This window comes from Acaryochloris marina MBIC11017 (genome assembly GCF_000018105.1).
Classification (GTDB): Bacteria; Cyanobacteriota; Cyanobacteriia; order Thermosynechococcales; family Thermosynechococcaceae; genus Acaryochloris; species Acaryochloris marina.
On record NC_009925.1, the window covers coordinates 6,491,334 to 6,503,724 of the forward strand.

The 12,391-nt window shown below is 49.6% G+C and carries 10 protein-coding genes and 1 pseudogene; 4 read left to right on the forward strand and 7 right to left on the reverse strand.

Annotation, left to right across the window (positions count from 1 at the left end):
- Positions 1–12 precede the first annotated feature (12 nt).
- The 6 genes from AM1_RS28790 to AM1_RS28815 form a co-directional block, all read right to left on the reverse strand.
- A complete protein-coding gene (locus tag AM1_RS28790) occupies positions 13–2,256 on the reverse strand; it encodes a WD40 repeat domain-containing protein (RefSeq protein WP_012166505.1) in 2,244 nt (747 codons plus the stop codon).
- 3 nt (positions 2,257–2,259) lie between these two features.
- A complete protein-coding gene (locus AM1_RS28795) occupies positions 2,260–3,993 on the reverse strand; it encodes a cyclic nucleotide-binding domain-containing protein (RefSeq protein WP_012166506.1) in 1,734 nt (577 codons plus the stop codon).
- 4 nt (positions 3,994–3,997) lie between these two features.
- Positions 3,998–5,380 carry a hypothetical protein gene (locus tag AM1_RS28800; protein WP_012166507.1) on the reverse strand — a complete coding sequence of 461 codons (1,383 nt, stop codon included), beginning with the start codon at positions 5,378–5,380 and terminating at the stop codon, positions 3,998–4,000.
- A gap of 97 nt (positions 5,381–5,477) precedes the next feature.
- Positions 5,478–6,533 (reverse strand): phage tail protein, encoded by a 1,056-nt coding sequence (locus tag AM1_RS28805; RefSeq protein ID WP_041660676.1) that lies wholly within the window; start codon positions 6,531–6,533, stop codon positions 5,478–5,480.
- Between the two features lie 30 nt (positions 6,534–6,563).
- Complete coding sequence (locus AM1_RS28810) at positions 6,564–8,741, reverse strand: putative baseplate assembly protein (protein WP_012166509.1); 2,178 nt, start codon at positions 8,739–8,741, stop codon at positions 6,564–6,566.
- Positions 8,742–8,748: 7 nt separating this feature from the next.
- Positions 8,749–9,153: a GPW/gp25 family protein gene (locus tag AM1_RS28815; RefSeq protein ID WP_012166510.1), complete on the reverse strand. Its 405-nt coding sequence runs from the start codon at positions 9,151–9,153 to the stop codon at positions 8,749–8,751.
- Positions 9,154–9,628: 475 nt separating this feature from the next.
- On the opposite strand from AM1_RS28815, the gene ndhM reads away from it, so the two are divergent.
- From ndhM to AM1_RS28835, 4 genes and pseudogenes are all read left to right on the forward strand, one after another.
- Positions 9,629–9,973: an NAD(P)H-quinone oxidoreductase subunit M gene (gene ndhM / locus AM1_RS28820; RefSeq protein WP_012166511.1), complete on the forward strand. Its 345-nt coding sequence runs from the start codon at positions 9,629–9,631 to the stop codon at positions 9,971–9,973.
- Positions 9,974–10,118: 145 nt separating this feature from the next.
- A pseudogene (locus AM1_RS38990) lies at positions 10,119–10,352 on the forward strand (transposase); the annotation flags it as partial.
- Positions 10,339–10,755 (forward strand): chorismate mutase, encoded by a 417-nt coding sequence (gene aroH, locus AM1_RS28830; RefSeq protein ID WP_012166512.1) that lies wholly within the window; start codon positions 10,339–10,341, stop codon positions 10,753–10,755. The pseudogene AM1_RS38990 and the gene aroH, both read left to right, overlap by 14 nt.
- A gap of 46 nt (positions 10,756–10,801) precedes the next feature.
- Complete coding sequence (locus AM1_RS28835; protein WP_012160720.1) at positions 10,802–11,293, forward strand: CBS domain-containing protein; 492 nt, start codon at positions 10,802–10,804, stop codon at positions 11,291–11,293.
- Between the two features lie 74 nt (positions 11,294–11,367).
- On the opposite strand, the gene AM1_RS28840 is transcribed toward AM1_RS28835, so the two are convergent.
- Positions 11,368–12,147, reverse strand: a complete 780-nt coding sequence (locus AM1_RS28840; RefSeq protein WP_012160719.1) for a hypothetical protein — start codon at positions 12,145–12,147, stop codon at positions 11,368–11,370.
- Between the last annotated feature and the right edge of the window lie 244 nt (positions 12,148–12,391).

The window sequence follows — 12,391 nt, forward strand, 5'->3', positions numbered from 1 at the left end:
TTTAATCATCCATTAGGGTTTGCCACAGGGGAGAGTTTGTCGCTGTATTCGGGACTGAACGTCTTTGACCGTGGTGGAAAATAAGCGAACTTGTGTATCATCGCTGCCGCTCAGCACGAGGATCTTGCCACCAATCACCTTCAGGTCCACACTGTTGATGCGATCGGAGGAACGGGGATGCAGAATATTTTGAAAGAAGTTTGCCATGCTAACGGTAGAGGGTTCATACAGTTCAATCCCCTCTCGGAATTCAGGATCTCGTTGACCATTGGGCAACAAGGGCCACAGCATGACCCGACCATCATCACCCCCGCTGGCTAGGTAACAGCCATCGTCACTCATAGACACGGATCGCACGGGCTGTGTAGCCTCACTATGGGACCAGATTTCAGGCTTTAGGGTTTTGCAGGTGGTCGAATCCTGAAGGCAGGGGGCTAAATTCCACAGGGTAATATTGCCTTGGGTATCTGCGGTAGTCAGGAGCGTTGGCGTATCACGAGCTGTATCAATGCTTTGAATATAGTCGCGGTTGGTGCCTGATTCGGGATAGATAAGGGGCTCTAGGGCTTGTTTGGACTGCCAATTCCATAAGACCAACTGATTTTGTTGACCTGCGATCGCAAGCCACTGATCTGGATTTCCTAACAGCACTGAATCGTAGATGGCGAAAGGCATTTTTTGCTCTTTGAAGATTTTGCGCTGTTGAGCTGTCCTCTGGGTTGCCCAGACAACAATCGTGCCACTGCCATGACTACTGAACAAATAGCGAGAGTCTTGACTAAACTCCACATCCAAAACGCGATCAGCTTTTTCGTAGCTAAAGGTTTGCAGCGGATCTGTATGATCCGTATTTAAATCCCATAACTGAATTTGGCCATTTTCCAGACCCACCGCCACCAAATCGTTATTGACAGGGCGATAGGTAATCCCACGAATGGCTTTTTGTTGCTGAGCCAACTGTTTGCCCCGCTGAATAATATTTTCCAAATAGGGGAAAGCCCACCAAGCGCTGAGTCCTTGCACACTCCAACGAATCGCCGTCGTATCGTTAGAACTGGACACAGCCTGATCCGCAATACCGTTAAAGGCGACGGAGGTCACGGCCCCCCGATGACCATAATTGCGGTTGTATTGATTAAAGGGAGAAATCCACCATAGCCATACCCCGCCTACCAAAGCCATTAAGATCACCAGCCACAACGGGATCCGAGGTTTAACTTTTAGTTGGAGAACATGGGTTTCATCGCGACTATCAATGCGTTCGACATTTGACCAAACGGCCTCCACTTGTATGGTATGTCGCTTGGAAAAGCCCAACCAGTGGCGATCAGCTTCAGCAATCAACGAAAGTTTGCCAGAATCACCCAATCCCAACTTGATATTGTCTGGCATTACCTCAAAGGTGCAGTGAGGGGGGGGATCGACGATCTCTGCTTGGGCATGTTGATATAGGTTACTGTTATTTTCAAATTGCAACTCATAGATAACCGGAGGAGATTGCCAAAACTTCAATTGAAACTGCTCTGGAATGCAATGTTCCTCTGGCTGGGCCTGAAAGGCCACAAAACCTAAGGGATCAATTTTCAAGTGTCCTTCAATTTGAGTGGGTGGCCCATAGGCATGACTCGCCTCAACCTGGAACCGATAGCCATGACTAGGAGCCTGCACCGGATCAGCAGGTACTTTACAGTTAAAGGTGGTTTGCACCCGTCCTCCAGGAGCCAGTTTTACTGTTTGCTCGTTGCCTTCCGGGAACCAACTGGCATCAATGCCTTGGAGACTGACGGTTGCAGTCGTTTTTAACTGACTGGGGTTACTGACCCATACCGGAATTTGAATTTCCTCTCCTGGATCAGCATCAAAATCTTCAACGGGTAAATTGAGCCCCAAGGGCACTGCCCCTGTTCCCTGCGCCAGAGTGAGCTTTAGAGATTCCCGTTCTTCTTCCTGCAGTTCAATGGAAAACACCCTTACAGCTAAGCTCATTAAGCCCACAAACCCTGGCACGGGACTATCGGTGATCTCAATTTGGAATTGGGTCGTATCTCCAGGAGGATTTTTACTACTAATGTCTGGTGAAACGTGATACCATTTGCGCCCAGCTAGATGATTGGTCCCTGCAGCTGAGACCTCAAGCTGGAAACTGGCATATCGATCGCTGTGATTGACCACCTCCACGGCAAAGGCAGAGGGAGGACCTCCAGGGGTAAAGGCCAACTGCTTGGGTAATACTTGGGTGGCAAGCTGCTTTTCCATAGTCTAGATAGGGGGTAACTGAGATTGCAGTCGGTCTCGAATCCAGTTCAGACTTGAGATTTGATGTCCCTGCCATTCAGGTTTTCGTTGCCATAAAACATTGGCCGTTATATTCACTAAATGGGGATAGCGTTTGAGCAGCTTCAGCAGATCTGACGTTTCGACAATAAATAAACTGGTTTGGTAAAACGTTTGCCCTTTAATAGGGGGAAGATTGTCGAATAGCAAGCTGAGATCTCCCCAACAATTACCCGCCGTCAAGGTGATGCTCTGATCAGTGAATTGAAGACCGCCGAAGATCACGAAATAGACTTTGCCGGATTCGGGTATCAAGGATTCTTCCGCAGCCAGGTTTTGGCGATAGCCTCGATCTAAAAGCTGCTGGAACTGGATTTCAGGCCAATTTTGAAAATAATCTACCTGTCTAAGAACGTCGGCGAGTTGCGTTTGGCGATGCAGGAGGCGATTACCCAATTGAGGAAATTGGCGCAGCAGCCGCTGAAAAGCCTGATCCTCAATGACAAAAAGCGTGGTTTGTTCAACCGCCAGGATGGTATTTTGGCGGGCAACCCCAGAAAGTAAAGCCGTTTCACCAAATGCATCCCCGGAAACCCATTTATTTCCTTGTCGTTCAGGATGATCCATCTGGGACTGAATCACCCCGTTGAGAATGATATAAAATACTTGACCCAGCTCTCCTGCTCGAAAGATCACTTCTCCCGGCTCGTACTGGCGCTGATAGCCACAAGCGATTAAATCTTGAAGTTGATTTTCCGAAAAGTCCTGGAGAAAATCTACACTTTGCAAACACCGGAGTAAATCTAAATCCTGAGATTGTCCCAGTTGTTGCCGGACTTGGCGCGATTTTGCTAAAAGCTCGTGGGTATAGGGGATCTGAATTTGGCTTAATAACGCCTGGACAGAGTTAGGGACGGTATTGGGGGTGGCGACTGAAGTTTGTTGAGAGCTAGAAGGGCGATGGTAAACGTTGGTGAATAAGTGGTGTAAAGCTCCTGCCAATTGACCAATTTCATCCTTATGTCGGGCATGGTGGTGCAAATGTTGAATTTCAGTGCTGGATTCATCCAGAGGTCGAATCGGAGCTTGCCGAAGCTGATGAGCTAATTGAGTGATGGGTTGGATCGGTTTTAAGACGGTTCGTCGAACTAAGTCATTCACTAACAACAGAATTAGGCCCAATAAGACGACCAACGTCCCCATCTCCATCCAAAAGTTGGCGTTCGCTAACTCTTTTACAGGCGCGGAAGGAATAAAAACGGCTTGAATTTGCAGGGTGCCATCCTGATCTAGACGTTGGGCAAAATAATAGTTTTCCTGGTCAGCATGGGTGATATAGCCGGATATAGTTTCTTGGTCGATCTGTTTCTGGAATTGGGTTTTGAGGGCTTCGGCTAGCTCATCTATATCCGGGAGCATCGTGTCAGAGTTTGGCACCAAGACTTTGTAACACAAGGAGGGTTGAGTCTCGCACAAGGTGGAAACGACTGGGTAAGCCTCAGAAGCAGAATCATCCTGTTTGAGCTGATCCACCAACGCCATCAAGAGTTGCCCCCGAGACTCCAGCTCGTGATCAGCCTGTCTATGAACAGATTGATGAACGATCACCCCTGCAATTCCGGTCGTGGCCATAAAAACCATTGACAGAATAAGGCTGAATTTGGTGGTTAGGTTTAACCGTCGCCACTGACGTTGTAAGGCGCTGGCAATATAAGGCATAGCACTAGGAGGTAGATGCTGCAGGTGTAGCTAGAAGTTGACGATAATGCTGGCGTTGCCAAGCATAGTGAAGGATATTGGTGCCAAACTCCTGGGCCGTGCGAATCTGGTCTCGGGCAAACCCTTCTTTGCTGCCGCCGCCCCAAACCACTGATAAATCGCCCACCAACATCAGCAGATGGTCACTGAAAAACAGTTCGACCGGCTGTTGGTTGACGATGGGTAACGCACCAAATTGAAAGGGTTGGCATCGAATGGGATGGTCTGCTGGCATGGTTTGCAGAGACTGTAGAGGCTGCCCCAATTGCTCAGCTAAGGTTCGAAAAGGGAGTCCTGTTTCATTCAGCTTGGCACTGAGAGCAGTTTGAGTAGCAGATAATTCGCGGGTAATATCTTGGCGCAACGGTTGGAGAGTCTGATGATCGGCAGATGCCCCCAACGCCTGTGAACGATCGATTTGAGACAGAGCTGTTTGTAGTTGGGCTTTAACGGTAAATAGTTCTGCTAACTGAGTGCCCCGAACTGAGACTTCAACCCACAAAAATCCCCCTTGCATGAGGAAATATCGGAGCGATCGCACTTGCACATCCGTTAAAGATTGAGCCGATTGTGTCTGCAGGTACAGCACATCGTAATCCCTGAGATCAACCGCTTGGTTGCGATCCACCAGCTCAATGGGATGAGGCGCATCCACGGCCAGCAGATTGGGATACAGCACCTCAATAGATCTAAGAAAGGCTTGGAAATTAGTGATTGACTGCTGATTCTGAGGGGAGGGCGCAATGGGACTGACTTGAGCGATCTGGAGCACGGCTTGAGGACGAGATCGCGGCTGTCGTCGATACCGCAAATCCACCTGGTTAATTTGGGGAAAGAAGGGATCCGTCGGAAGCTCTAGCTGAGCTTGGGTATCAATGACGATCCGACAAATCTCAACTTCTCCGGGGCCGGGGGGATGGGTCTTTTCATCAATTCGAAACACCTCTGTCAGCACAGGGTTTTCCTCAGATTGCTGAAGTTGTTCTGGATCGACGTATTGGAGAACTAAATAGATGGTGGTCGGTTGCTCCACCCGAGAAGCAATCCTAAAGTCGATGGGCTCAGGGACTACGATGCAATTGCCTTGGTCATCAATGGCCATTCCCGGTTGAACCTGCAGCCATCGTTGGTCTTGAAACGGCTGGGAGATTTTGTCCGGTGGGGAAATGGGATGGATGCCTAACCCACAGACAATCCCCGGCTGATGGAGGGATTGGTAATACAAACTCTGGCGTTGGCGATGGTAATCATAGGCCAACCGCCAACGCTCAGCATTAATCAACAGCCCATCCGTTACCCGCAGACGTTGCAGGGGTTGAACCGGGGGAGTGGGTGGTGAGTAGGTCATGGAGGAACTAGGGTGAGATTAGAATTGATAGGTGTAAATAGACAGGAATTAATAGGTGCAAATTTAAGGAGCAAGAATTAATAGGTGTGAAATAAAATCAGGACGATTCAATGGATAAGTCGTAGGTGCAAAACGCGGGCTTCTCCTGCTGGATGATCTTGTGGATAAGGGGTTCAGAGAGAGGCTGTTGGGAACGCAAGCAAACGGAGAAATGGAAGGGCTTGCCCCCACCGACGGTGGATTCTTGACCCAGGTGAGTTTCCCCCAGCACTAACCCACGATTAAAGGAATCTTGAATGGAGATCTGCTTTTGGTCTTCTGGGACAAACTCTTCCAAGGGGAGCCCCGTATATAAATGCAGATAGAGCCGCAGCCCTTTGCGCGTGCCTCGCCATTGATAGAGCTGAATCGCCTGACGAATCAGGGACCGTTGCCGAGATAGCGGCAATTCGGAGGCCAGCTGCCAGCCCACCCAATGGGACAGAAAGGGAAGTAAGGTTTCAGGGGCTGTCAGGGGATCGAGATAAGCCCAAAGGGTATCCAGGGTTTGAACGGCTGGTTCAAAGGCCTGCTCAAAAATATGGAGAAAGCGGCCAATAAAATCTACCTCTTTATAGATGTCGGGTAGGAAGGTGGGATAGAGACTGCGGGGGCGAACAAACAGTAAAAACTCTGCTGTCTCTAAGGTTAAGCCACTGGTCGCTTCGTTCGTCTCAGCATCAACAGTGCCGAAATACACACAGAGCCGCCCCCGAAAATCTAACCCCTGGGTTTGAATAAAGGCTGGACTAGACTCGGCCTCAAAAAAATCTTCCGGCAGCTGGAAGTATAAGACCGCTTCCATTTTGCTGCCAGGAGGCAAGGTTTGGCCTTCTTGCCCAATCCGACACCAGTCTAAAGGAAAGGTTCCTTCTGTCTCTAAGCTGATGCGAAGGGTGCGATCGCAGGTATTCTCCAGCTGCACCACAATTTCGCTAGGTTCCCCCGGATATAGCACCTGTTGACAGAGATGGCTCTGTTGCCAAGCAAAAGGAGCTATCTCAGGTGTCACAGACTGTGATGCCGTCCTCACAATGGGTTGGGGCATCGTCGCCGCCACTGACATAGAGGCCAGTTGCAGTCTTAAGGGCAGTAGATCAGGGGAGGTGGTCATAGCAGTTACCGGGAAATAAGTTATCTCCTGTTACAGCAGACTGATAGCGTGACTAGAGCGAAGTGGGGCATTCTGCCAGGAGCAGAGCACCCCTAAAGGTCCTGGATCGATCACGGGTTCCTTGGGCAAAATCCGCTGCCAACGAGATTCCTGGCGACGGAGTTCAAACAGCTGTACGGTTCCCAAATGACGCACCCCCGGCATGGGCTGAAACAGCGTCACAATATCCGAGGGATACACGGGACGGCCAAAGGGCCAACCTCGGCCATCGGGACCGCCGGTAATTGGATTTAGAAACCGATAGAGGGCGACCTGAAGCTGATGTCGCATCTGTGTTTGGGCTTCTGGATTGTTATAGTTCGGCTCTAGGGCGACCTCTGCCTGAACGGTTACCCCGACATAGTGAGGTTGGTCATAGCGAATGGCCATGCCCAGGAGACGACGGTCATCTAAGTAGTCACTAATCTGGGTTTCCAGTTGGGGCGTCAAACTCAGAACATCTGGATGAAGCCCTTCGCCCCGCTCAATGGCGTCGGTACTCACCTGGGGAACGATTAGAAGTCGGACCTGCCCTGGGGTACCCGTTTGATCCGCAGGCAAACAGAGGACACGTGCAACTGCCCCTTGACCTGCCGTTAAGGCTAACGTCTCAAAATCTTCTTTGGTGACTGCGCGATCGCGAGTCCGCAACATTTGCGGTACGCGAATGACTGCAGCATCCAGGGATTCGGCATCAGTACCGTTCTGGGCAGGCTGATGATTGATTACATTAGCGACATAGGGAACCGCCGTTTTCAAAATCCGAATCATCCCGCGTTGCACATTGCCTTTCAGCCCTCCGCCTGTACGATAGGTCGCCATCCGCAGTTCAGCTCCCTTCGGCGGGACCTTGCCATATTGGCGTTTCAGAGCTTGCTGCTCAGGGGCTAGGGCCACAAGATTGGCATTGGATTGGGCCATTCGCTGTTGCGTTTGCACCTTGATTTGAGCGGGTTCTCGAATCAATGGTCCAAACTGTAGCGCCCCCGTCAGGGCATCAATAGTGTAGTGCAGGTCTTCTGGCCCAGAGTCCGCAAAGTCCGAGACCTCCGTCCAACGCTGGGGAATGCCACCGATAGGGGTCACCAACAGGTATTCCTGGGCTCGGCGAGGCAGAATCGGTGCGGATTGGAGTTGAAAGGCTTGTCCAGGCGTGCCATCACTGGTTCCTAAAATTTCATTGTGAATTTGCAAAGATTGCGTCGTATCGACCGTCGCGCCAATGGCTTGCACCGACACCCCAACAATTTCTGGCGAACAACGATACCCCCATTGGGTGGTTTGTTCCGTTTCATAAATACACCGAATCCAGCGACCTTGGTAGCTGGCAAAATTTGTCACAGGCCAGTGTTGCGGCAGGTGTAAGATCACATCTGCTCCCTGGAGGGGATTACCATTTTGACGAGTTAACCGGGCAAAGCTAAAGCCATCCGTATGGTCATCGGCTTCATTTAATAAAATGGGTTGCCAGTAGACACCATTCCAAGCTTGCCACTGGCGGGGTGGACATTCAGGGTTAATCCCTGTGGGAGTTGCCGCTTCCCCCTTAAACGTCACGGAGATCACATTTCCTGCCGGTTGCTCTGGCTCAAAGACGAGATAAAAACAATTGCCAGTTTGAGGTTGAGGATTGAAGCAGCTTAAGGCAGACCCTTGCCATTCTCCATCAGGATTTAGATTCCAGGATTCGGCAAAGCGATCTCGCACGAGCTGCGGTTCCATTTCAGCCCTATCAGCTGTCAGAAAGTGCCGCAGTTGGGGTTGCCCAATTGTGACAGGGCGATCGGTGCTAAAGACAATCGCTTCTTCCGTTTCCGTCCGTAGGGTTGCTACTTCCGTATCCATCGGAATCGTGTAGTTTTCCGACAAACCTGCACTGAGGTAGAAGGTCACTGGCGTCTTTGCTGGGGAGGGGGGCTGCAACCTGACCCCCATTAACTCTAAGAAGGTGACATAGTTGCGACGGGGCACCTGATTAAATCGCAGCAACATTTGGTCCGTTAGCCAGCTAAATAGCTCGACCAATGTAATTCCTGGGTCGCTGGGGTTATGGTGGGTCCATTCAGGGCAATAGCGAGGGATGCGGAGTAGACATTCTTGCACGAGATCATCGAAACTGCGGTCATCGAGATCTGACTTGGGTAGCTTGGGTAAGAAATCAAACTCCATGTCTTGCCTAGGTAATGGGGGTCAGATAAAAGGGATAAACTAAACTCCGGTAATCGTGGGTCTGTTTAGGATGGTATTCGAGGGTGATATCAACCCGCCCCTCAATGGGGTCTGGTTCTGTATAAACACCATCTAGAACAATGCGGGGTTCCCACCGTTGCAAGGCTTCTGTGACGTACAATCGAATCAACAAAAGGGTTTGAGTATTCATCGGGGCAAAGGTCAACTCGGAGAGACGGGAACCAAACTCAGGCCGATAGACCCGCTCCCCCAGTTTGGTCCCCAGAACGATTGCGATAGATTCTTCTATGTTGCGAATGGCGTGGGCACTAAATCGTAAATTCCCCTGGGTATTCACCCCAATGGGAAACGTCCAACCCGTCCCCAAATGAGCAGCTTGACCGTCCACCATACCCCTGTCCCATCTAGTAGAGCTCACTATAAGGGCTAGGTAAAAGAGGGACTATTGGCCAAAAGTCGTACCTATTGGGATGAAGATCACTAAACCTTTGTCATTAGACCTGACCCTAAGCGACTGGCAAAGCGATCAACCATGTTGGTCTGTGGTTTGATCGCTTTACTTTATCACCAAGAAGGTCTGATGCACCTATTAGCGAGAACTTCGGTATTTTCAACAACAAGACTTTTAACGAATGGGTAAAAGTCTAAGCTTAGATCCGTTTAGTCATCTGGCCCCTAAATTATGTTCCAAAGGAACTAATGCTCGATCTTGGTCTACAGCGTGTTCAGTCTTTCACATCAACAATTAGTATTGGGAACCAACCATCTGGGATGGAAAGGTCAGATATTCCTTAATTCATTGCCCTGAAGTTCCTACCCATGTTTACAATAGGTGCATAGAAGATCTAGCGCTGAGACATTAACCCATGCTACTGAAGTCCACGACTCGTCACATCCACATTTACACTGCCGAAGTGGAAAATAACGAGTTGATTCCTAGCGAAAGTGTCTTAACCCTAGATGTTGACCCCGATAATGAGCTGGTTTGGAGTGAAGATGCCCTCCAGCGAGTATATGCCAAGTTTGATGAACTAGTTGAAACCTATTCAGGCGAAGATCTAACCGACTATAACCTGCGTCGCATTGGGTCAGATTTAGAACATTATGTGCGATCTCTGTTGCAAAAAGGTATTGTGGGCTACAATCTCAGCAGCCGCGTGCGCAACTTTAGCATGGGCTTACCCCAAGTAATTGCATCAGAATCTAAATAGCGAATGGCGGCTTACCAAGACCACATCCAATTCACCCCCCAAAGGCATGTCGACATGCAGAATCTGAGAGGTTGTTTGAGAAGTTAGGGAAGCTCTCAAGAGAGTAATCTGTCAATGTAGAAATTTCGACAAGGCCTTGAGAGCAATGCCTACAGCTTACGCTAGCGACCTAACAGCAGAGCAATGGGAATTACTCGAGCCCCTGATTCCCGCTGCTAAACCTGGAGGTAGACCTCGCACCACTGATATGCTCAGTGTTCTCAATGCCATTTTGTATCTCGTGGTTACGGGTTGTCAGTGGAGACAGCTACCTCATGACTTTCCCTGTTGGTCAACGGTCTATAGCTATTTTCGAAGGTGGCGTGATGATGGGACTTGGGTCATGGAAAGTGAGGGCAATCCGCGGGGCAACGACAGCAACTGAGAATTCCGTAGCCGCAATACGGGAAGCCGTGAATGAGCTCATGTTGGCCATTGAGTCAGAGAATTCTCTGGATGTGAATGAAATTATTAGCGTAACGTTTTCCGTGACTCGGGATTTAGATGCCATTTTTCCTGCAGCAATCGCTCGCCAGCGTCCCAACTGGGATACAGTCCCTCTCCTAGATGTGCAGCAGATGCATGTATCAAGTGATCTGGAATATTGTATCCGCTGTTTGATCCATTTTAATACTGCAGATCCGAACCAGGCGATCCATCATATATATCAAAGAGGGGCCAGGCATTTACGCCCAGATTGGGGCTTTATCAAAGCAAGAGTTTCCACTTCCTCATCGTTGTAATCCTAGCGCGTCCATTTGGACAATTCACATATAAATAGGTGGGCTAATGGCAGAATCTCATCCCGTAGTCAAAGACTTTATGACCCCTGATCCTATTACTATCTCTCCCACGGACTCAATAGAGAGAGTGATCAAGCTCATAGAGGATCATCGAATCAGTGGAATGCCGGTGGTGGATGCCTCGAATCATGTTGTTGGCATTATCTCAGAAGGCGATTTGCTCGTTAGAGAATCCCCCATGCAACCTCCTTTGTATATGACATTGCTAGGGAGCGTCATATACTTTGAGTCTCCGAAGCAATTCCATCAGCATATGCAAAAGGCGTTGGGTATGTTGGTTCAGGACGTTATGACGAGCCAACCGATTACCACTAAGCCAGATATCCCCTTAACGTCTGCAGCCAACTTGATGTTGTCTAAAAAGATCAACCGTTTACCAGTGGTTGATAACGACCAATATTTGATAGGCATCATTACACGGCATGATTTAGTGCGCGCATTAAAGCCTGCCGTAACCTATGAATCACTTCCTGATTGATATGGGCCTTTGATCAACCACCGCAGCCTTCAATAGTGATTTCAATCATAGTGCCTGTCTAGGGGACGCGCCTGTTAAGGTCCAAAACCGCCCCAGGAATTAAAGTTGTGCGCCGACTGACTGGCCCTCAATACCGACTGAGAGAACAGTTGAAACGCCTTACGAATCTCATTTTGAGAATTGCCGGGCGTCAAGATCCATTGATCACGCACCCCCATCTCTCGAAACACTCGTTTAAAGTCCGTCTGTCCATCATTGATGCCCATCGCCGCAATAATATGGTCTTCCGTTCTTAGCATATCCTCGACCACCCCCTTGACTTCGCGTACCGAGCGCCGAGAATGGGCATCCGCCCCATCCGTAATAATCAGCGACACCGTCCGTGCCGGCACTCCATTATCGATAAAAGCTTGGGCCTTCGCCAGCACCGTAGCGAGTAACACCAGGGTTTGGTCATAGAGCGGCGTACCTAGATTCGGATCATAATTGTGTTGATCCATCCGAAGCGCTTGGTCAACAGGACAGTAGGGATAAAGCACTGCCCCATTGAGATAGCGGTTGTGAACCAGAATCTGATCTTGTTGCGGGGACATAGCCAAGGTATCCAGCACCATATTATGCCCCGCTCGGACCACCGCCCCATTGCCCGCAAACCGAATCGACCCCGAATCATCCGGCATAATCGTCACCAGCACCACCTCACTGGCCATCACATCATCCACCGGTGTTCCCAGTCCCGCCTGGATTTGCGCCCCAATATCGACAACATTGAGAGCCTGCATCGATGCATTAGAGAGTACCCCATCCGCTTGGGCAGATTGGAATAACGTATTTAAATTGGGAACTTGAGACATCCCATCCTCCTTGAATAAACCAAAACATTGAAAAAAAAGACAAACGTATCCTGTGAAGCGATCACAATCGCTCCCAAACCTCAAAAGAGGCCAAGTGGATTAAAAAAAGATTATTTACGCATTATTGAGAAATGCTAGCAGCCCATCCTTACACCTTATGCACACAGTTGATCCTGACCCTTCTGCCTAAAGATGGATTCCAGGCCAAGTTGAGATCGCCTCCGTAGACTGCAGAATCCACCAC

Bases quoted from the DNA above. Each gene is read 5' to 3' on its own strand.
- AM1_RS28835 (WP_012160720.1), top strand. From the start codon at position 10,802: ATGGCAGAATCTCATCCCGTAGTCAAAGACTTTATGACCCCTGATCCT.
- AM1_RS28800 (WP_012166507.1), bottom strand. From the start codon at position 5,380: ATGACCTACTCACCACCCACTCCCCCGGTTCAACCCCTGCAACGTCTG.
- AM1_RS28790 (WP_012166505.1), bottom strand. From the start codon at position 2,256: ATGGAAAAGCAGCTTGCCACCCAAGTATTACCCAAGCAGTTGGCCTTT.
- AM1_RS28840 (WP_012160719.1), bottom strand. From the start codon at position 12,147: ATGTCTCAAGTTCCCAATTTAAATACGTTATTCCAATCTGCCCAAGCG.
- ndhM (WP_012166511.1), top strand. From the start codon at position 9,629: ATGCTACTGAAGTCCACGACTCGTCACATCCACATTTACACTGCCGAA.
- AM1_RS28805 (WP_041660676.1), bottom strand. From the start codon at position 6,533: ATGACCACCTCCCCTGATCTACTGCCCTTAAGACTGCAACTGGCCTCT.
- AM1_RS28795 (WP_012166506.1), bottom strand. From the start codon at position 3,993: ATGCCTTATATTGCCAGCGCCTTACAACGTCAGTGGCGACGGTTAAAC.
- AM1_RS28815 (WP_012166510.1), bottom strand. From the start codon at position 9,153: ATGGTGGACGGTCAAGCTGCTCATTTGGGGACGGGTTGGACGTTTCCC.
- aroH (WP_012166512.1), top strand. From the start codon at position 10,339: ATGATGGGACTTGGGTCATGGAAAGTGAGGGCAATCCGCGGGGCAACG.
- AM1_RS28810 (WP_012166509.1), bottom strand. From the start codon at position 8,741: ATGGAGTTTGATTTCTTACCCAAGCTACCCAAGTCAGATCTCGATGAC.